21 protein-coding genes and 1 riboswitch are annotated in these 19,711 nt (G+C 60.7%); of the genes, 14 read left to right on the plus strand and 7 right to left on the minus strand.

Going from position 1 to position 19,711, the window contains the following annotated elements; genetic code table 11:
• Positions 1 to 4 precede the first annotated feature (4 nt).
• Positions 5 to 763, plus strand: coding sequence for an SDR family NAD(P)-dependent oxidoreductase (locus IE166_RS20050; RefSeq protein ID WP_189507530.1), 759 nt, complete (start codon positions 5 to 7; stop codon positions 761 to 763).
• On the plus strand, positions 760 to 1,602 hold the full coding sequence (locus IE166_RS20055; protein WP_189507532.1) for a PPC domain-containing DNA-binding protein: 843 nt from the start codon (positions 760 to 762) through the stop codon (positions 1,600 to 1,602). The genes IE166_RS20050 and IE166_RS20055 overlap by 4 nt, the downstream gene beginning before the upstream one ends.
• A gap of 48 nt (positions 1,603 to 1,650) precedes the next feature.
• Here the strand turns inward: IE166_RS20055 and IE166_RS20060 are convergent, their stop codons facing one another.
• Positions 1,651 to 2,535: a GGDEF domain-containing protein gene (locus IE166_RS20060; protein WP_189507534.1), complete on the minus strand. Its 885-nt coding sequence runs from the start codon at positions 2,533 to 2,535 to the stop codon at positions 1,651 to 1,653.
• Between the two features lie 110 nt (positions 2,536 to 2,645).
• On the minus strand, positions 2,646 to 4,085 hold the full coding sequence (locus tag IE166_RS20065) for an NAD-dependent succinate-semialdehyde dehydrogenase (RefSeq protein WP_189507536.1): 1,440 nt from the start codon (positions 4,083 to 4,085) through the stop codon (positions 2,646 to 2,648).
• A 244-nt stretch (positions 4,086 to 4,329) separates the two neighbouring features.
• On the opposite strand from IE166_RS20065, the gene IE166_RS20070 reads away from it, so the two are divergent.
• From IE166_RS20070 to IE166_RS20085, 4 genes are all read left to right on the plus strand, one after another.
• Positions 4,330 to 4,899, plus strand: a complete 570-nt coding sequence (locus IE166_RS20070; protein WP_189507537.1) for a peroxidase-related enzyme — start codon at positions 4,330 to 4,332, stop codon at positions 4,897 to 4,899.
• A 225-nt stretch (positions 4,900 to 5,124) separates the two neighbouring features.
• On the plus strand, positions 5,125 to 5,739 hold the full coding sequence (locus IE166_RS20075; protein ID WP_189507539.1) for a helix-turn-helix domain-containing protein: 615 nt from the start codon (positions 5,125 to 5,127) through the stop codon (positions 5,737 to 5,739).
• A gap of 10 nt (positions 5,740 to 5,749) precedes the next feature.
• Positions 5,750 to 6,892 (plus strand): alpha-hydroxy acid oxidase, encoded by a 1,143-nt coding sequence (locus IE166_RS20080; RefSeq protein ID WP_189507541.1) that lies wholly within the window; start codon positions 5,750 to 5,752, stop codon positions 6,890 to 6,892.
• A 133-nt stretch (positions 6,893 to 7,025) separates the two neighbouring features.
• The gene (locus IE166_RS20085) at positions 7,026 to 7,505 is read left to right on the plus strand and encodes a DUF2569 family protein (protein ID WP_189507543.1); all 480 of its coding nucleotides are present in this window, start codon (positions 7,026 to 7,028) and stop codon (positions 7,503 to 7,505) included.
• 73 nt (positions 7,506 to 7,578) lie between these two features.
• On the opposite strand, the gene IE166_RS20090 is transcribed toward IE166_RS20085, so the two are convergent.
• The 5 genes from IE166_RS20090 to dapA form a co-directional block, all read right to left on the minus strand.
• Positions 7,579 to 8,364 (minus strand): amino acid ABC transporter ATP-binding protein, encoded by a 786-nt coding sequence (locus tag IE166_RS20090; RefSeq protein WP_189507545.1) that lies wholly within the window; start codon positions 8,362 to 8,364, stop codon positions 7,579 to 7,581.
• A 1-nt stretch (position 8,365) separates the two neighbouring features.
• A complete protein-coding gene (locus tag IE166_RS20095) occupies positions 8,366 to 9,028 on the minus strand; it encodes an amino acid ABC transporter permease (RefSeq protein WP_189507547.1) in 663 nt (220 codons plus the stop codon).
• A gap of 150 nt (positions 9,029 to 9,178) precedes the next feature.
• Entirely contained in the window at positions 9,179 to 10,021 is an 843-nt protein-coding gene (locus tag IE166_RS20100; protein ID WP_189507549.1) for a transporter substrate-binding domain-containing protein, read from the minus strand.
• Positions 10,022 to 10,085: 64 nt separating this feature from the next.
• On the minus strand, positions 10,086 to 11,555 hold the full coding sequence (locus tag IE166_RS20105; protein ID WP_244641630.1) for an FAD-binding oxidoreductase: 1,470 nt from the start codon (positions 11,553 to 11,555) through the stop codon (positions 10,086 to 10,088).
• Positions 11,548 to 12,447 (minus strand): 4-hydroxy-tetrahydrodipicolinate synthase, encoded by a 900-nt coding sequence (gene dapA, locus IE166_RS20110; RefSeq protein WP_189507550.1) that lies wholly within the window; start codon positions 12,445 to 12,447, stop codon positions 11,548 to 11,550. The genes IE166_RS20105 and dapA overlap by 8 nt, the downstream gene beginning before the upstream one ends.
• Before the next feature lie 334 nt (positions 12,448 to 12,781).
• Here dapA and IE166_RS20115 point away from each other — a divergent pair, with 334 nt between their 5' ends.
• From IE166_RS20115 to rnk, 8 genes are all read left to right on the plus strand, one after another.
• Positions 12,782 to 13,231, plus strand: coding sequence for a universal stress protein (locus tag IE166_RS20115; RefSeq protein ID WP_189507552.1), 450 nt, complete (start codon positions 12,782 to 12,784; stop codon positions 13,229 to 13,231).
• 34 nt (positions 13,232 to 13,265) lie between these two features.
• On the plus strand, positions 13,266 to 14,309 hold the full coding sequence (locus IE166_RS20120) for a 2-hydroxyacid dehydrogenase (RefSeq protein ID WP_189507554.1): 1,044 nt from the start codon (positions 13,266 to 13,268) through the stop codon (positions 14,307 to 14,309).
• 50 nt (positions 14,310 to 14,359) lie between these two features.
• A riboswitch (TPP riboswitch) is annotated at positions 14,360 to 14,472 on the plus strand.
• On the plus strand, positions 14,463 to 15,071 hold the full coding sequence (locus IE166_RS20125) for a YkoF family thiamine/hydroxymethylpyrimidine-binding protein (protein WP_189507556.1): 609 nt from the start codon (positions 14,463 to 14,465) through the stop codon (positions 15,069 to 15,071). (Overlaps the previous riboswitch by 10 nt.)
• A gap of 22 nt (positions 15,072 to 15,093) precedes the next feature.
• Positions 15,094 to 15,873 carry an ABC transporter permease gene (locus IE166_RS20130; protein ID WP_189507557.1) on the plus strand — a complete coding sequence of 260 codons (780 nt, stop codon included), beginning with the start codon at positions 15,094 to 15,096 and terminating at the stop codon, positions 15,871 to 15,873.
• Complete coding sequence (locus IE166_RS20135) at positions 15,870 to 16,643, plus strand: ABC transporter ATP-binding protein (protein WP_189507559.1); 774 nt, start codon at positions 15,870 to 15,872, stop codon at positions 16,641 to 16,643. The genes IE166_RS20130 and IE166_RS20135 overlap by 4 nt, the downstream gene beginning before the upstream one ends.
• Complete coding sequence (locus IE166_RS20140) at positions 16,640 to 17,656, plus strand: ABC transporter substrate-binding protein (protein WP_189507561.1); 1,017 nt, start codon at positions 16,640 to 16,642, stop codon at positions 17,654 to 17,656. The genes IE166_RS20135 and IE166_RS20140 overlap by 4 nt, the downstream gene beginning before the upstream one ends.
• 19 nt (positions 17,657 to 17,675) lie before the next feature.
• Positions 17,676 to 18,917 carry an LLM class flavin-dependent oxidoreductase gene (locus tag IE166_RS20145; RefSeq protein ID WP_189507563.1) on the plus strand — a complete coding sequence of 414 codons (1,242 nt, stop codon included), beginning with the start codon at positions 17,676 to 17,678 and terminating at the stop codon, positions 18,915 to 18,917.
• 251 nt (positions 18,918 to 19,168) lie between these two features.
• Positions 19,169 to 19,597 (plus strand): nucleoside diphosphate kinase regulator, encoded by a 429-nt coding sequence (rnk, locus tag IE166_RS20150; protein ID WP_189507565.1) that lies wholly within the window; start codon positions 19,169 to 19,171, stop codon positions 19,595 to 19,597.
• Positions 19,598 to 19,711: the final 114 nt, after the last annotated feature.

Here is a 19,711-nt window from a genome sequence, read left to right on the forward strand (position 1 = left end):
AAGCATGACAAGTGAGATCAAGAGCGTCGTCGTGACCGGCGGCGCTTCCGGGATCGGCTTTGACATTGCCGGTGTTCTGCATGCACGCGGCTGGCAGGTGCATCTGCTGGACCTGAAACAGGATGCTCTTGATGCAGCCTGCGACAAGCTCGGCATTTCCGGCGATCAAGGCCACGAAGTCAACGTCACGGACGAAGCTAGGGTGGATGCCATCATTGCACGTGCAGCAGAGAGCGCCCAGCTCGGCGCCGTCGTCAACTGTGCGGGCATCGGTCAGGACACGCCGGCCGTCGATATGAAGGTCGAAGATTTCCGCCGCATCATCGACGTCAATCTCACCGGCACGTTCATCGTGGCGCGTGCCGCTGCCCGTTACTGGCTGGCCAACAGCATGCCGGGTGCGGTCGTCAACATCGGCTCGGTATCCGGCCTGCTCGGCAATAAGGGCCGCGCGAGCTATGGCTCGTCAAAGGCGGCCGTCAGCCATCTCACGCGCATCCTTTGTACGGAGTGGGGCGCCGACAACATCCGCGTCAACACGGTGGCGCCGGGTGCCGTCAACACGCCGCTCACCGACCTCCACCACACGCCTGACGTCCGCCAGCAATGGCATGAGCGCATTCCACAACAGCGATACGGAACGACTTGTGAGATCGCCAACGCGGTTGCGTTCCTCGTTTCGGATGAAGCGAGCTACATCAACGGCCAAACCCTTGCGGTGGACGGCGGCTTTGTATCGGCCGGCCTCATGGTGCGCGAATGAACCCGCGTTCCATTCATCATCCCGGCACCCCGGAACAGCCGCGTGTGTTGGCCGAGACCTGTTCGGTGCGCCGGCTCAGCCTGCGCTTTTCAGCGGGCGTGCCGGTGCTGGAGGCCGTCGCCAAGGCGCTTGCTTCTGAGGGGATCGACAGCGCCGTCATAGAGATCGAAGGCGGCAGCTTTGCGCCTTTGGTCTACGTCATTCCCGCGCCCAGTCCCGACGACAGCCATGCCGCCTGGTACAGTGACACGCGGCAACCGGATGGCGTGGCGCTTGGCGAAAGCCTCGTCATGTCCTTTGGCCGCCGCCAGGGCCAGCCCTTCATCCACTGCCATGGGATCTGGATCCATGCCGACGGCTTTCGCGGCGCCGGCCATCTGATCCCGCATGAAGCGAGGTTTGCCGAAGGGGTGGAGGCTACTGTCTATGCCGTTTCAGGCGCGCTATTCGACCAGCAGCAGGATGCGGAAACAAACTTCACGCTGCTGACGCCCGTGCCGAACGGTGCGGCTGATCCCGATGGCGCGAAGGGCGTTCTGCTGCGGATCAAGCCGAACAGCGACATCCATGCCGCGGTGGAAGATGCAGCACGCTCAGCCGGTCTGGCCGATGGAACAGTCCACGGCATCGGAAGCCTCGTCGGTTGTGATTTCGCTGATGGCACGCACATGGCGTCCTACGCGTCGGAGTTGTTCATCCGCGACGGCAGCATCGACAACGGGAAAGCAACGCTCGACATCGCCATCGTCGACGTGGATGCCGCGATCTTCGAAGGTGAGATTTCACGGGGTACGAACCCCGTCTGCGTCACATGCGAGTTGCTGATCGTTGGAGTTTGAGCGCTTTCTGAAGCCTAGCCGTTCTCCGGCTTTCTTCTGGAACCAGCGTCAGCTCGGTACCGTCTTGTCGCCGATCACGGCGTTGCGGCCATTTTGCTTGACGGCATAAAGATGCTGGTCGGCGCGGCGATAGATCGCCGTGAAGGAAGCATCCCCGCGCGTGCTGGTTGCAGCTCCTACGCTGATCGTGACGGAGCGATTGATTGGGACTGCCTGGACAGCTTCATGCGCGTGCATGCGTACCCGTTCGCCAATTTGCGCTACGGTGGTGCCGTCCGTGTCTGGAAGAAAGACGCAGAACTCGTCGCCGCCGGTGCGCACGACGCTGTCCTTATCGCGAATGGCGCTTCGGATGCCGTCAGCCACCGCAAGCAGGACTTGATCACCCATGCTGTGGCCCCAGAAGTCGTTGATCGCCTTAAACTCGTCCAGGTCGATCACGAGCAGCGACGTCATTTCGCCGGCCTGAAGAGCTTTTTCGACCTGCGGAACGCCCACATCCATCATCCAGCGACGGTTGTGAACGCCAGTTAGTCCGTCAGTCATTGCGATGCGTGAGATCTCATCGATCCTCTGGTCGAGAACCATCACCGTTCGCTGCACGCTGGACATCAGCCGCCCGGCGGCATCGTTGTATTCGGTTGGGAGACCCGGCATCTGCTGGTTGCTGGCATAGGCCTCAAGGGCGCTGGCGGCGTTGGCGATCGGCCTCAGCATCCTGCGCAATGCCCAGAGCGTGAACGCAGTGCCTGCCAGGGTCGCCACGAGGACCACCACGAGGGCTGCGACCGGAATGGGCGCATCGGTCAGCGTCAGCGCCCAGGCGCAAAGTGTAATCAGCGGAATGTGCATACCCACAAAGCAGATCAGGAGGAGCTTCCAAACATAGGGAAGCGGTCCGACCAGACGCTGCATGGAGCGGTAAAGACGCATTGTACAAATATCCCGCATAGGGAGGGTTGTTCTAAAGCCCAGCTCCTACTTAGAAGTAAATCCGGCCGTCAAGTTCGATCGGCGGCCGGATTTGTTTCGTCTGCTCTCGTTTAAGCCGTCAGTTGCGTCACGAACTTCGTGACGAGATAAGCCTCGATCGCTTCCGATCCACCTTCCGTGCCGTAGCCGGAGTCGCGCACGCCGCCGAACGGGACTTCTGGCAAAGCGAGACCCAGATGGTTGATCGTCGTCATGCCGGCATCGATCCGCAGGCCGAGCGCCTGTGACGTCTCGGCCGAGCGTGTGAACGCGTAGGAGGCCAAGCCGAAGGGAAGGCGATTGGCTTCGTCGATGGCCTCGTCCAGCGTGGAAAAGCGGTTGACGATGGCGACCGGGCCGAACGGCTCTTCGTTCATGATGCGGGCGGATTTCGGTGCGTTGGCGATGATCGTGGGCTCGAAGAAGTTGCCCTTGTTGCCGATGCGCCGGCCGCCGGTCTTCACTTCCGCACCTTGCTGGACAGCGTCGGCGATTAGTTCTTCAAGCGCCGGGATGCGACGGTCGTTGGCGAGCGGACCCATCTGGCTGTCGGCTTCCATGCCGCTGCCGACGCGGATCGACTTGGCGTAATCGACAAGGCCATCGAGGAACTGATCATAGGCGTTGTCCTGCACCAGGAAGCGCGTCGGCGACACGCAGACCTGACCGGCATTGCGGAACTTGGAGCCACCCAGCACCTTCGCGGCCTGCGCGACATCGGCGTCATCGAACACGATAGCCGGGGCATGGCCGCCAAGCTCCATCGTTGCGCGCTTCATGTGCTGTCCGGCGAGGGCGGCGAGATGTTTGCCGATCGGGGTCGAGCCGGTGAAGGAGATCTTGCGGATCACCGGGTGTGGAATGAGGTATTCCGAAATCTCAGACGGCACGCCGTAAACAAGGTTCACCACGCCTGCCGGAATGCCAGCATCCACGAAGGCCTTGAGAAGGGCTGCGGGCGAGGCCGGCGTTTCCTCCGGTGCCTTCACGATGATGGAGCAGCCAGCCGCGACTGCGGCCGACAGTTTGCGCACGACCTGGTTGATCGGAAAGTTCCACGGCGTGAAGGCGGCGGCAGGACCAACCGGCAGCTTGATCGCCATCTGCGTGACACCAGCGGTGCGGGCGGGGATGATCTGGCCGTAGGTACGGCGCGCTTCTTCGGCGAACCAGTCGATCACATCGGCGGCAGCCAACACTTCGCCCTTGGCTTCGGCCAGCGGCTTGCCTTGTTCCATGGTCAGGATCGGCGCGATCTCGCCTGCACGTTCGCGCAGCAGCTCAGCAGCCTTGCGCATCAGTTTGGAACGATCAAAGGCGCCAACGTCGCGCCAGATCTCAAAACCCTTCTGGACGGCAGCCAGGGCGGCGTCGAGATCTGCGCGGCTGGCATGCGCGACCGCGCCGATCACCTCACCATTCGAAGGATCAACGACATTGATGGTCCGGCCTTCGCTACCGTCGCGCCAAACGCCGTCAATGAGGAGCTGGGTATTGGGATAGGCTGTCATGCTCTTGTCCTTCCAGAATTTGGTTGGCCCGGTTTGATCGGCTTCGTTCTCGCTGATGGGCCGGCGCAGAAGTCATCCCGTTCTTTGGGGTCATGCTGCGTGATGATGCGCAACGCTTCTATGACGCCTCAAAGCCGAGGCATCAACCGATTGGAACACCAACGCAACCCACGCTGGCTCAGCGCTAACGACTTATCTATGGTCCAAGCTGAAGAATGAAACGCGACGCTTCAGGGAGGAAGTCATGAGCAAGCCCGCCATCAGCCGTTTTCCGGTTCCGGAACTCAGCGAATTGCCTGACGATATCCGCGAGCGGATCGTCGCCGTGCAGGAAAAATCCGGCTTCATACCGAACGTGTTCCTAGCGCTGGCGCATCGGCCGGACGAGTTCCGAGCCTTTTTCGCCTACCATGATGCGCTGATGGAAAGGCCAAGCGGCCTGACCAAAGCCGAGCGCGAGATGATCGTGGTGGCGACAAGCAACGTGAACCAGTGCCAGTATTGCGTAGTGGCTCACGGGGCCATCCTCCGCATCCGCGCCAAGAACCCGACGATCGCCGATCAGGTGGCGATCAACTACCGGAAGGCCGACATCACGCCGCGCCAGATGGCCATGTTGGATTACGCGCTGAAGGTCTCGCAGCGCGCCTATGAGGTCGACGAGGCCGACATCGCTGCGTTGAAGGAGCACGATTTCACGGATTCAGATATCTGGGACATCGCAGCCGTGGCGGCCTTCTTTGCCATGTCCAACCGACTGGCCAACGCGATGAACATGCGTGCGAACGACGAGTTCTATGCGATGGGGCGGTGAGACACAGCCATCTCTTAACGCTATGCAGTAGCACGTCGAGCACAATGACGCATGTACCATGATGCAAAATTATCCGATAAGAGAAAAATGTCTCTCAATGTACAAGCACTCTGGCAGCTCTTACGGCCGGATGCTACGTGTGAGGCTCCTAAATTATAGAAGATGACGCAAGCTTCTCGCCGATGGCTCTAAGAACTTGCAAGTTAAAGGAGCACTCGGCGAAGCATGAATGTCGACCTCGATAGTCTTCAGCTTACGCCTGCCGCCTTCGCATCGCCACCGCCGAAAATCGATGTCGGTGCGCGTTTGCAGGCACTACGCAAGGAGCGCGGCTGGACGCTGCAGCAGGCGAGCAAACATTCCGGCGTGTCCACTTCGGCTTTTTCGAAGATCGAGCGCGGTGAGTTATCTCCGACTATTTCGACGATGCAGCGCATTGCCAACGGGTTCGGCATGGACGTTCTAACCATGCTGAGCGACCCGACAGAACCTCCGAGCCTCCTTGGGCGCCGTAGCGTGACGCGCGCTGGGATGGGCCAGCCGCATCTGTCGGGAAGCTGCGAGAACAAGCTGCTGTGCTCGGACCTGAAGAACAAGCGCATCACGCCGATCCTCACTAAGGTGGTCGCTCGCTCGCCCGATGAGTACAAAGTTTGGCCGAAGTCAGACGCTGAGATTTATATCTGGGTTTTGAAGGGCACGGTCGTCGTCCATAGCAAGCTCTATGAGCCGCTGGAGCTGGGCGAGGGTGACTCGATGTATTACGACGCGAATACCGAGCATGTCTGGACCTCGAAAGGTCCGGAAGATGCGCAGGTGCTCTGGGTCCTGACGGCCTGAACGGACCTCAATGCGACCGCAGAACTTTCATGATTATCGCGCCTTGGCGCGGCGCAAGCTGCCGAAGGGTCTGTTCGAGTACATCGACCGCGGTACGGAGAATGAGATCGCCATTCGTGCTTTGCGCGAGAGCTTGGATGCGATCAAGATCACGCCTTGTGCGTTGACCGGCCACGGCGCGCGTGATTTCAGCACCACCCTCTTCGGCAAGCGTCATGCTTTGCCCCTCATCATTGCGCCGACAGCCTTGGCGGGCCTGGTCTCTCACGATGGCGAGACGAAACTTGCGCGGGCGGCAGCCACGGCTGGGATCCCCTTTTGCGTCTCGACGCAGTCGATCACCGCCGTTGAAGACATTCGTGCCGGCGCACCGGGCGCCGACATCTGGTTCCAGCTTTACATGTGGCGCGACCGGGCTTTGACGCGATCGCTGCTTGATCGAGTGTGGGCAAGCGGCGTCACCACGCTTGTCGTGACAGCCGACACTCCGACCGGACCCAACCGCGAGTACAATGCGCGCAACGGCTTTGGGATGCCGATGAAGCCTTCGATCCGCGTGGGGCTCGACATGGCGCTGCATCCGGGTTGGCTGTTCGGTGTCATCCTGGCGTACATGCGGACTACCGGTATGCCAACTTACGGCCACTACCCGGCCGAACATCGCGTTGCGATCACAGGGGCGCCGAGCGGCGAAGCCGTGCAACTGGAGCACCGTTTAAATTGGGATGATCTGGTAGCTCTACGCCGGGAATGGCGCGGTGAGATCGTAATCAAGGGGCTTCTTTCGGTTGCCGACGCTCTGAAAGCCGCGAACCTCGGTGCCGATTCGGTTGTGGTGTCGACGCATGGGGGGCGCAACCTCGACTCAGCCCCCACGACCGCTCGTATCCTGCCGGATATTGCGGAAGCCGTGGGTGAAAAAGTGACGGTACTCGCGGACAGCGGCGTTCAGCGCGGCAGTGATGTGCTCAAGTATATCGGGCTGGGCGCCAAGGCTGTTCTGGCTGGCCGGCTTCCGCTTTGGGGACTAGCGGCGGGCGGAGAGGCCGGGGCAGATGCCATCCTCGCCATGCTCAAGCGAGAAATGGATTTGACCATGACGATGCTGGGACTGGAGCGGCCGAGCGAAGTCGCACCACATATCGTTCGCTAGGTAGCGGGGTATGCCGCTTGGATGAGGGCAGCAGCACCTTTATAGGTCTGACTAGCTCAAGGAGGCGGAAAAGTTGGGTGGCTTCTCGATCTTTCACGGCATCTTCACGCTTCTGGCGCTTGCCATCTTTGCCGTGCCCGTCTTCCTTGCTGTTTCCAGCGCACGCAAAAAGCCCGAGCAAGGTTTTGCCGGCTGGCTGATGCTTTTGGCAATCGGCCAAACGTTGTTCCTGATCCAGTCCGTTCTTTCCACGATCCAGATCCTCCCGCTGCCCGGCACCTATGATGCAAGCGTGAAGGGCGCTACGATTGCCTACGGGGTGGAGACCGCTTTGTATTTGGTGACGCTTGCCATCGTCGTTGCCACAACGGTCTGTATGTTCAAACGTAGGCGCAACTTTCCAGCCTGGTTCACGGTGCAATGGGCCGCAACGTTTCTTCTTGTGGTGCTGGACGTTGCCTGGGTTGCAACCTGGTTCAAAATGTCGCTTGCAAGCGCTTGGGTTGAGTTCAACCGCGACCTGATCGCAGCAGGGATCATGGCCGCGTTAGGGGCTATCTGGGTCGGTTATGTCTGGCGTTCTCGACGCGTGAAGAACACCTTCGCTCATTAGCGACGATGGTCGGGTTTGTGCATGGAACGTGCGTGGCGTCGTCAACGCCACACACAAATCCTGTGGAGCAGCGTCAGTCGTTACGCGTGTGGAAGTGGCTCAGGAAGGCGCGTGTTGCTTCCTGCTTAGGATTGTCGATGAGCTCGCGGGCGGGGCCTTCTTCGACAATCACACCATCGCGTAGGAAGATGACCTTGTCCGCGACTTCGCGGGCGAAGGCCATCTCGTGCGTCACGATGATCATCGTCATGCCCTCGGCCGCAAGATCGCGCATCACGCCAAGCACTTCGGCCACGAGTTCAGGATCGAGCGCCGACGTGGCCTCGTCGAACAGCATGACTTCCGGCTCCATCGCCAATGCACGGGCAATGGCGACGCGCTGCTTTTGGCCGCCGGACAAACGGTCGGGGTAGGTGTCCGCTTTGTCAGCCAGGCCGACCTTGCCTAGCAGGGTGCGCGCAAGTTGCGCAGCTTGTGCCTTGGGCATGCGCTTCACGACCAATGGCCCTTCCATGACGTTCTGGAGAACAGTCTTATGGGGGAAGAGGTTGAAGTGTTGAAACACCATGCCAGTGTTGGAGCGGAAGTGCGCCTGATCCTTGGCCCTTGGCATCTTGGAGCCGTCATCGAACACGAACGTGTGGTGGCCGATGCGGATCCGGCCGCCGTTTGGAATGACCAGCAGGTTCATGCAGCGCAACAGCGTCGACTTGCCCGACCCGGAAGGGCCGATCAAGGCAACCACGGAACCTGCATCGACCTTCACATTGATATCGCGCAGGACGATATTCGAGCCGAATTGCTTCTTGAGATTGGTGATCTCGATCTTGGTGTTGTCGGGAGTAACTGTGCCGGTCATGTCAGTGGCTCCGCTGCAGCTTCTTCTCGCTGCGCTTCACGATGGCCGTCAGCGGTACGAGGACCACGAAGTAGATCACGGCGATGACGGTATAGACTTCAAGCGGACGGAACGTGTCCATGGTGATAACCTGACCCTGGTAAAGGAGGTCGGGCACAGCCAGGACAGATACCAGCGACGTGTTCTTGAACTGGATGATTGACTGGTTCATCAGCGGCGGGATCATCTGCTTGATGGCCTGCGGCAGAACGATGCGCTTCATGACCTTGGCCGGCGTCATGCCGAGCGCCAGCCCGGCTTCACTCTGGCCGGGATCAATCGCAATGACGCCGCCGCGAATGACTTCCGCATAGAACGAGCCGCCGTACAGCGACAGCGTCATGACCGCCGCCGTCATCGCGCTGAGCTCGACGCCGGTCAGTACCGGCAGAGCATAATAGAACCACAGAAGCTGAACCAGCAGCGGCGTGCAGCGGAAAATCTCGATGTAAGCCCAGGAGATCCAGCGCAGGATGGGATTCCTCGATAGCTGCATAAGGCCGGCAAGTAGGCCGAGCAGCAAGCCGAGAATGATCACGCCCGCGGTAATGGCGATGGTCATCAAGGTGCCGTTCAGGAAGAGCCAGCGATAGCTCCAAAGAATATTGAAGTCCCAGGTATACATCGTCGCCCTTCTTCGAACGCTTCCCTGCACAGGAGCAGCGCCGTTGCTGATCGAGTCTTGGCCAGACTGGACCGTCCGATCCGTCTGGATAGGCGGATGGGACGGTCCAGGAAGACGCCGGCAGTCAAGCCGGCGCCATCGTCTGGATGCTTAGAAGGTTACGCCTTCCGGGATGTCGTCCAGCGTGACGTCGACAGCCGCGAGGCTTTCGATCACGGCGCTCCGCACAAGGCCGAGACCCTGCGAGTAAACGATCCAGGTGTTGAGGAAGTCCTTGAAGGTCCGGTCCGTTTCGCGGCGGATCGCAGCGTTGGAGGTTGAGCCAAATACGGGCTTCGGCACGATTACCTTGCCGAGTGAAGGGTCGCGCTTGACCGCACGCACGCCGCCCATCCAGAAGATGCTCTGCGCCTGAACGCGACGGCTCTTCAGTGCCAGCGTTGCTTCGTCGAGTGTACGGAAGCGGCTAATGGAGGCATTAGGTGCGAGACGCGACGCGACCTGGTCATGCGCCGAGCCATTGTCGACTGCGATCTTCACTTCTGGCTTGTTCAGGTCTTCCCAGGTGGTGGGGTTGAAATCTGGCGCGCAGATCATAACGAGCGCGCTATTGTAAACCGGTACCGAGAAATCGACGGCGAGCGCACGCTTCGGCGTCGGGTTCATGCCGAACATGACGTCGATCTTGCCGGTCTGCACGTCGAGAATGGCGTTGCCCCAGGTTGTTTCCTGGATCTCCAATTCGACTTCCATATCGGCGGCGAGCGCCTTTGCGATTGCCACGAAATGGCCGGCCCATTCACCAGAGGCCGGATCTTTCATCGTCCAGGGTGCGCCAGTGGCAACGCCGCCGATGCGCAGCTTTTTGGAGCTCATGATACGCTCCCAGGTGGAGCCTTCCTGCGCCGACGCAGTCGTCGCGGATGCGCTCAGCATTGCCGCACCGGCCAGACCGCCAGCCATCAAACCTGCAAAGTCTCTACGAGATACCATTGTCGTCCCCTTTTTCGTTGATCGCCTTTTTGTTGATGAAGGCGAGCTTGCCAGGATGGCGAGTTCAGTTGTGACGCGGCGGTGTGGTTCCCGCTGGCGTGAGCAGCACACCGGGATTCATCCGATTGTCAGGATCAAACAGCGCCTTGACCTGCTGCATGAGGCCATAGCGAACGGGATTGCAAAGGCGCGCCAGTTCCTGCGTCAGTTTTCGGCCGACGCCATGCTCGGCGCTGAATGTGCCGTGGAAACGCGCGCCGACATCATGGATCGCTGCTTCGACTTCCAAAGCGTAGGCTTCCTTGTCTGGAAGCGAAGCCCAGAACTCATGGCTGAACATCAGGATGTAATGAACATTCCCGTCGCCCAGATGGCACACGACCTCGGTAAAGGCATGAGGGTACTTGGCCGCCGCGGCTTCATCGGCTGCCGCGATGAAGGCCGGCACGTCGGATGTGCGTACCGCAACATCATGAACGACGCCGACACCTTCCTTCTTGTTGGCTTCCGACACGGAATGGCGGACATGCCAGATGTCCTGAGCCTGTTGCTCGGAGTTGGCGACAACAGCATCAAGGATGCCGCCATTCTCCAGACCGCTTTCCAGCAAAGCTTCGAGGATGCCGTTCAGATCGGTCGAGCTGTCCACGCTCGAAAGCTCGATCATCAGCGACCAGGCCGGAATACCGCCTTCAAACGGGATCCGAATACGTTCGCAATGTTTGACGACGAGGTCGAACTGCGACGCCGAAACAAGCTCGAACGCCTCTATGTAAGGACCTGCCCGATCCTGGAACGCTGCCAAGAGGTCGACTGCGGATTGCGGTGAAGCAACGGATACCCAGGCATGCGCCCGGTTCGGCATTTCAGGATGCAGATGCAGCGCGGCCCCGGTGATGATGCCCAGCGTGCCTTCAGCGCCGATGAAGAGGTGGCGCAGGAGATAGCCAGTGTTGTCCTTGGCAAGCGCCGCTAGGTCGCGCAGCACCGTGCCATCGGCCAGAACGATTTCGAGGCCCGCGACGAGATCACGGGTCGGTCCATACTTCACAACGCCGGTGCCACCGGCGTTGGTAGAGATCAAGCCACCTATCTGAGCGCTGCCTTCGCTACCGAGATAAAGCGGGAATTGCCGGCCGATCTCGGCAGCGGCCGTATGGATGTTGGCAAGCACGACGCCCGCATCGACCGTCATCAGATTGGCAGCGCGATCGATCTCGCGGATGCGGTTCATCCGCTGCAGCCCCAGCACAATGCCGAGCTTGCCAGGCTTATCGGTTTCTGGAACCGCGCCGTAGCACAGACCAGTGTTACCGCCTGATGGAAATACCGGCTGCCCTTCCGCCGCCGCAAGTTTCATGACTGCGGCCACTTCTTCGGTCGAAGATGGTAGAACGACGCTCAGCGCGTCGCCCGTTCTGCGATTGCGCCAGTCGGTGAGGAAAGGAGCCATTTCGCCACGATCGACGATCAGGCCTTTCTCGCCAACGATTTCGCGCAGTTTCTCGATCAAGGGCGTATCCGTATCAGGCAAGAGCGGCCGCTTGGGCTTTCTTCACGGCGTCTTTCAGCTTGGCGACCGTATCAGCGTTCGGAGCTTGCAACGGCAAACGCACGCCACCTACCGGCATGCCGGCCAGTTCCATGTAGTGCTTCAAAGGGCCGGGATTGGTTTCCAAGAAGATTGTCTCGAGAACCGGATCTACCTTGTTCTGGAGGGACAGCGCTTCCTTCAGCTTGCCATCTTGAGCAAGCGCGAAGATCTCGAGCCAGATCTTTGGATAGATCGACGCCGAGGCAAGAACCCCACCCTTTGCGCCAAGCGCAACATGGGTGGCAAAAAGCGGCTCTTCGCCGGAGAGCACGGCAATCTTGTCGCCGGCATACTTAATGGTCTTGATGAATTCCGGCATGTCATAGGACGAGAACTTCATGCCGATAATGGTGCCGTCTTCCGCCATCGCCTGAACGCCTTCGGCAGTCATAGCGACCGTGGTACGCCGCGGGATCTGGTAGAGCATCACCGGGATGTCGACTTGGTCGCGATAGGCCTTGAAGTATTCGCGCATGCCGTCCTGCGTACCCGGCGCGTAGTAAGGAGTCACGGTCATTACGGCAGATGCACCGGCCTGCGTGAAGTCCTTTGCTGCATCAACCGCATCCTTGAAGCCAGTAGACAACACGCCAGGAATGACTGGCTTGGTCCCGGCTTCCTCGACACAGGCTGTCACGATCGCCTTGCGCTCGTCGCGGGAAAAAGCCGTGTATTCGCCCGTGCCACCGATTGGCACGATGCCCGAAGCGCCGGCATCCAGCTGAAAACGGACTAGCTTCTTCAGCCCGGCAACGTCGACAGCACCATCCGCCGTGAGCGGCGTGACGATAGCGGTATAAAGACCATCGAAGTCATTACGGGTGAGAGCCATTAACTGAAACCTGTCTGCATGCTGCACTGCGAGGCGTTCAAGCCTCTGTTCGACAGCTGCCAGCCTTTTCAGGCGTACTCGGCGGCTGTGATCAACGTGGTGCAACGGTATCCACAAAAGTTCACCGGTCAATAGGCAAGTTAAAAAATTCCACTATCCGATAATTGCATATCATATCGTGTCAGGAGGCGTCAGCGACTTCTGGTCGTTGTGCTACGTTCCCCCTCGTAGGCGACAGGAACTATCGCTGGCATGAGCAGGAGGAAAATCCGTATCACTTCTGTCAATGCCCGGGCGATGGTACTAAGATGCCGGGACGAACTGGAGCTTTGCGATGTACAAGCACATCCTTATTCCCACTGACGGCTCGGAACTGTCGGCACGCGGTGTTACCTGCGGGCTTGAACTGGCGAAGACACTCTCTGCCAAGGTAACGTTCCTGCATGCGATCGAGGTTTTCACCTCCGTATTCAGTTCGCCGGACGGTCAGTGGATCGGCGGGGCCGAACTTGTCGGCCAGCTTGAAGCGGCGCAGGAGCAAAGCGCCAAGAACGCGCTGGATGCCGTAGCCAAGCAAGCGGCCGAAGCAGGTGTTGCCGCTGAAATCGTGTCGTCGCGCGAACTCACACCATCCGACGCGATCATCCAGACTGCCGAGGAGGGTGGTTGCGATCTGATCGTCATGGCGTCACATGGCCGTCGCGGTGTTCGGCGCATGATGCTGGGTAGCCAGACCGCTGAAGTGTTGGCACGCTCGCAAGTTCCTGTGCTGGTGATCCGCTGAGGCCGCCAGCAAGAAGCGGCGGAAGTGGACGCGTATGAAGACGCTCGTCTTTGGTTCGAAGCCCTATGACCGCCGCTTCCTTGAGGCTGCAAACGCTTCGCGTGGCCATGCGCTAACTTTCTTCGAGCCACGGGTGGATGAAGCCACGGCGACATTGGCGGTCGGCTTTGATGCAGTTTGCGTGTTCGTCAACGACACGGTGTCGCGGCGCGTGCTGGAGATCTTGGCCGAATGCGGCGTGAAGGTGGTGGCGCTTCGTTGTGCCGGCTACAACAATGTCGATCTGGCCGCAGCCGAAGACCTCGGCATCGCAGTCGTTCGGGTGCCGGCCTATTCGCCCAACGCGGTATCGGAGTTCACGGTCGGGCTGGTGCTCGCACTCGACCGCAAAATCCATCGCGCCTGGGCGCGGGTACGTGAAAACAATTTTGCGTTGGAAGGGCTGATTGGCCGTAATCTGGAAAGCCGCACCATCGGTGTGATCGGAACCGGGCGCATCGGCGCGCTGGTCGCCCGAGCCTTCAAGCTTGGTTTCGGCTGCGAGGTGCTGGCTAGCGATCCTTCTCCCGATCCAGAACTGGTCGCCGAGGGCATCCGCTATGTCGAGCCGGAGGTGGTCTTGCGCAGCAGCGACATCGTTTCGTTGCACTGCCCGCTCACGCCCGGCACCCGCCATCTTGTTGATGCGAAGGCGATTGCGGAGGCGCGCGAGGGGATTTTGATCGTCAACACCAGCCGAGGCGCTCTGATCGACACGCGCGCCGTGATCGACGGTTTGAAGAGCGGAAAGATCGGCGGAGTCGCACTCGATGTTTACGAGCAAGAGGCCGATTTGTTTTTCGAGGATCTTTCCAGCGAGATCATCCAGGACGACGATTTCCAGCGCTTGTTGACCTTCCCGAACGTGCTGGTCACCGGCCACCAAGCCTTCCTCACGGAAGAAGCGCTGCGCGCCATCGCGGAAACAACGCTTGCCAGTCTGACCGACTTCGAGGCTGGACGCCCGTTGGTCAATCGTGTCGAAGCCGAGCAGGTCCGCCCGCCGCGCATCGAAACGGCTTCGACCAAAGAAGGGTGACGCCGATTGCAGTGGCCCTTGCCGCCTGCGCCGAAACATGATCTACACCGCGTCAACCACAGGGGTGCTCCGTATAGCCGGGGCTGAGACCGCAGCGTCATGTTGCGAAACCCTCAAGCTGATCTGGATAATTCCAGCGGAGCGAGGCGGATCATGTTTTCTGGCGCACAAATTTCCTTGTATCCGATGGCGGACGAATTCGTTCGCATCATCCTGGGCAGCCTGTCGGCGCTCGATCCCTATCGCGAGCGGTTCAGGATCGAGACGGACGACATCTCCACCTTGCTGGTCGGACCGCCGGAAGAGCTGTTTCCGGCCATGCGCGATCTGCATGTCGCGGCATCGCGCAACGGCGTTCACTGCGTGCTGCACGCTACCGTCTCGCGCGGATGCCCCGGTGAGCCGGATGATCCGATCTGCACGCCGATTCAGGGACGTACGTCCGATACGCCGCTTGCACAGCGGATCACGGATGCGCTGAAGGCGGCACAAGGCGCGGAGCCGACCGGGCAGATCGTTGCGGCACAGCTGTCGCTTTATCCGCTCGGTGCCGGACACCACATGGATGAGATCTATGGCTGCATCGACTTCCTGAAGCAGTCAGGCGTGTTCGGAAAATCCAAGAACTTCTGCACGACCTTGCGTGGCGATGCGGGGCCGGTTTTTGCCACGCTGGGCGAAGCCTTTCTGCGTTTTGGCTCGCCTGAAGGTCATCTCGCGCTTGATCTCACCGTTTCGGCAAACAGCCCGACTTCCGCCTGATCGCTTTTTCAGCAGCCTCATCATGTCTGAAAAAGCATCCTTCATGGCCCGAACGGGTCCGGCTGCCTTGGCCATTGCCGGGCTTCTATTGGCTTGGCAGCTTTATGCCGACCTTTCCGGCATCAGCGCGACGACCTTGCCATCGCCGACCCGCGTGGCTCAGCAGGCTTGGATCCAGCGGCAGGCGCTGTTCGATAATGCCGTGCCAACGGTCCGGGCGACCGTGCTGGGCTTCGGCTGTTCGCTGACGACGGCCTTTCTCTTGTCGATCCTGATGGACTTTTCTCGACCGCTGCGACGTGCTTTGTTTCCGGTCTTCATTGTCAGCCAGACCCTGCCGTTGGTCGCGATTGCGCCACTGGTGGTGCTTTGGTTCGGCTTCGGATTGGTGCCGAAGATCATGCTGGTGGCGCTGGTGACGTTCTTTCCGATGCTGGTGGCTCTGGTGCAGGGCTATGAGGCCACGGAGAAGGAAATTGTGCAGCTGCTGCATTCGATGGGGGCGAGCCGTTGGCGGACCTTTTGGCTGGCGCGACTGCCTTCGGCGCTGCCCTTCTTCTTTGCAGGACTGAGAATTTCAATTACTTACGCCGTGGTTGGCGCGATCTTTGCGGAGTATGCAGGCGCGGCCAAAGGGTTGGGGATCTATATCCTCAACGCGAAGAACAATTTTCGGCCGGATCTCGTGCTTGCGGCGGTGGGTGTCAGTGCGACGCTGACGCTGGTTCTGTTTGGAATCACGGTACTTGTTCAAAGGCTTGCGATGCCTTGGCTGCGGTTCGAGCAGGAGCCGTCGCGGTGAGTGCGGTACGGCTTCAGCTGGAGGATGTCCGCAAGAGTTTCGGCCAGACCGAGGTGCTGGATGGTGTCTCGCTGCATGTTCAGGAAGGCGAATTCGTTTCCATCCTCGGGCCTTCTGGAGCCGGCAAGTCGACGATATTTCGGCTGCTTACCGGCGCAGAACGGGCGGATGGCGGCGCAATTCACATGAATGGCGCGCCACTTGAGGGCCGAAACCGCAATATGGCGTTCATGCCGCAACGCGACGCGCTGATGCCGTGGCGGAGCATACTGGACAACGTGACTCTCGGCCTCGAAGTGCAAGGCATGACTCGGAAAGCGGCCCGCGCGAAGGTCACACCTCTGCTCGCCGAGTTCGGGCTGGCGGGGTTCGAAAACCATTATCCTGCGCAGCTGTCCGGCGGCATGCGACAGCGGGCGGCGCTTCTACGTACGGTTGTGCAGGAGCGCAACATGCTGCTGTTGGACGAACCCTTCGGGGCGCTGGATGCACTGACGCGCACGAGCATGCAGCGCTGGCTCGAGGTGATGTGGAAGCGGCATCGGTGGACGGCTTTGCTCATTACGCATGATGTGCGCGAAGCCGTGTTTTTGTCGGACCGCATCTATGTCCTGTCGGCGCGACCGGCGCGGGTGCTGCACGAGTTCCATGTTCCGCTGCCGCGCCCACGCGATGGGTCGGCGCGCGGACTTCAGGAGGCCAGCGCCATCGAGGCGGCTGTGCTGGATACGCTTTTGATCCGCGAACAGGCTGGAGGGCCTCATTCATGACCATCATCAACCGCCGCAATACGCTTCTGCTGGGACTTGCCACGGGTGCAGCCTGGGCATTGCCGGCGAGGGCCCAGACTAAGACGAAGGTCAGGGTCGCGCTGGATTGGACCCCCAACACCAACCACATCGGACTTTATGTCGCCCGCGAGAAGGGCTTCTATGCGCAGGCCGGGCTGGACGTTGAAATCCTGCCCTATGGCGACACGAGCGCCGGCGCGCTGATCAGCAACGGCGTGGCTGACTTCGGCGTCTCGGGCGCGATCGGCTTCTTCACGCAGCGGGCTGCAGGCGCCGACCTGAAGGCGGTTTATGCCGTCGTTCAGACCGAAACCGGACGTCTCGTTTTCAATGATGACCGGCAGGACATCCAGCGTCCACGCGATCTCGACGGGAAAACCTATGGCGGGTTCGGGAGCAACTGGGAAAACGCGCTGATCAGCACGATCATCCGCAATGATGGCGGCAAGGGCACGTTCGAGACGGTGACACTCGGCACTTCGGCCTATGAGGCGCTTGCCAATGGCGCGGTCGATTTCACGCTCGAAGTCTATACGTGGGAGGGCGTGAAGGCGGAGCTTGAAGGACGCAAGCAGCGGGCGTTCCGCTATGCCGACTTCGGCGTGCCCGACCAGCATACGACGTTTCTTGCCTCCAGCGATGCGACTCTCAAGGCCAAGCCGGAGGCTGCCAAAGCGTTCGTTCAGGCAACGCAGCGCGGCTATGCTTTTGCGGTCGAGAACAGCGAGGAAGCAGCCGCGATCCTGGTTGAAGCGAACAAGGACATGCTGACCGATCCGGCGCTGATCACGGCCTCGCTGAAAGCCCTGGTGGACGGGCACTATTTGGCGCGTCCGGATGGAACGGTCGGCGAGATTGATGCTGCCAAGACGAATGCGATGGGTGCATTCCTGTTCTCGTCCGGCATTCTGCGCGATGGGAATGGAGAGCCATTAAAGGCGCAGCCGGACTTCGCGGACTATTACACCAACGCGTTTCATGCCGGTGCCTGACTTGGCTCCCCGGAGGCGGATGCGGCTGAATGCGGTTCTTTATGGGCTGGGCGCTCATGAAGCAGCGTGGCGAATGCCGGAAAGCGATCCGCGTGCGGTGACCAAGCTGCCCTTCTGGGTCGATGTCGCGCAACGCGCCGAAGCGGCCGGTTTCGACGGGCTGTTTCTGGGCGACGTGCTCACCCTGCAGGCCGGGGCGGACAAGCATCTGTCGGACGCGATGGACCCGATCGTGATCATGTCGGCGCTGGCCGCCGTGACCAGTCGCATCGGTCTGATCGCCACGGCGTCAACGAGCTTCGATCATCCGTTCCATCTTGCCCGGCGCTTTGCCTGTCTCGACCACATCAGCGGCGGCAGGGCAGGGTGGAACATCGTGACCTCGTCCAATGCATTGGAAGCTCGCAACTTCGGCCTCGATGCGATGCCCGACCATGCCGAGCGCTATGCCCGCGCCGCCGATGCCGTGGACGCCTGTTTGGCGCTATGGGACAGCTGGGATGCCGATGCCAAGATCGCGGATCAGCAAAGCGGGCAGTATCTCGACCCGGCCAAGATCCGGCGCGTCGATCATCAAGGGCCATATGTGCGCACCGCCGGGCCGCTCAACGTACCGCGTCCGCCAAAGGGGCGGCCGGTGCTGGCACAGGCCGGGTCATCGGAAGCAGGCCGCGCTTTTGCGGCGGCGCGGGCGGATATTGTCTTCACCGTCCAGTCCGGTCTGGCGGAGGCGCAGGCATTCTACCGGGACATGAAGGCGCGCGCGGTGCAGGCTGGGCGTAATCCAAGCGAACTTTGCATTATGCCCGGCATCGTACCGATTGCGGCTGCCACGAAAGATGAGGCCGAGGCGCGGCTCGCTGAGTTGAACAGCTTTGCCGTGCTGGATCATCTGATCGCCAAGGGTTCCGAATTTCTTGCGACCGATCTGAGCAAGCTGGATCTGGATGCACCTTTGCCGAGAGGCTTGATCGACCAGGCTGGTAATCAGGCGAGTCAGAGCCGCGTCGCCGTTCTGGTCGGGATCGCCGAGCGCGAGAAGCTGACGGTGCGCCAGTTGCTGGCAAGGCTGGCGAGCGGACGCGGGCATTTGCTGGCGGTTGGAACCGGCGCCGAGATTGCCGATGTCATGGAGGAATGGCTGGATGCCGGGGCGGCGGATGGTTTCAACGTGATGTGCCCGGTTCTGCCGGGAGACATTCAACGCTTTGCCGACTACGTGATGCCGGTGTTGCGCGAACGCGGCCTCACACCTTCCTGACTTGACTTCCCCGTGCGCCTCACTCACCCTGACCACATGACCACGGCCGACTATCTCTCGCAGCTTCATCGGGTGTGTCCTATCGCGGGACACTGACCCCCGGCCCCGGTCGCGTCGCGCCCCGGCCGAGGGGCATCGTCGAGCCACCGCAAGCTGCGTTGTGCTTCGAGACTTTCGCGACAACCTTTTCCCCTGACGACCCCATGCCCGGCTTGCACCTCCTACTGCTGGGCTGAACGAAGGATTCGACCATGTCCACCAGCGGCCCAGGCAAGAAGCCTGCTATCCAGATCACGCAGTCCGACTTCGACAAGCTGTCGCTGCTCGCTGAAAGTGCCACTCATGTCAGCGAGGCCGTGCTGGACGAGTTGACGGCCGAGCTCGACCGGGCGCGCATCGTTCCCGACAACAAACTGCGCGACAACATCGTCCGCATGGGATCGCACCTGCGCTATTCCACCAACGGCGAGGGCCGCGACGTCACGCTGGTTTTTCCCGGTGAAGCCGACATCGCCGAAGGCCGCATCTCGATCCTGACGCCGATCGGCACGGCGCTGATCGGCCTGTCAGAAGGTCAGTCGATCGAGTGGGTGGCCCGCGATGGCCGCAGCCATCGCCTGACCGTCGAGAGCGTGGGTGCTGCGACAGAGACGCAAAAGGCCGAGCCGCAGGCGTCCTGAGCAAAGCCACCATGTCCAGCCGATTGGCTCTGACCGGAGGGTGTCTCCTCGCAGGATCGTAGCCCCTGCGCCGCGCGCGGCCAGGGGTTCTCCAAGTATGTCATGCAACCGCTT

Origin of the sequence: Tianweitania populi (genome assembly GCF_014652875.1) — a bacterium.
Lineage (GTDB): Bacteria > Pseudomonadota > Alphaproteobacteria > Rhizobiales > Rhizobiaceae > Tianweitania > Tianweitania populi.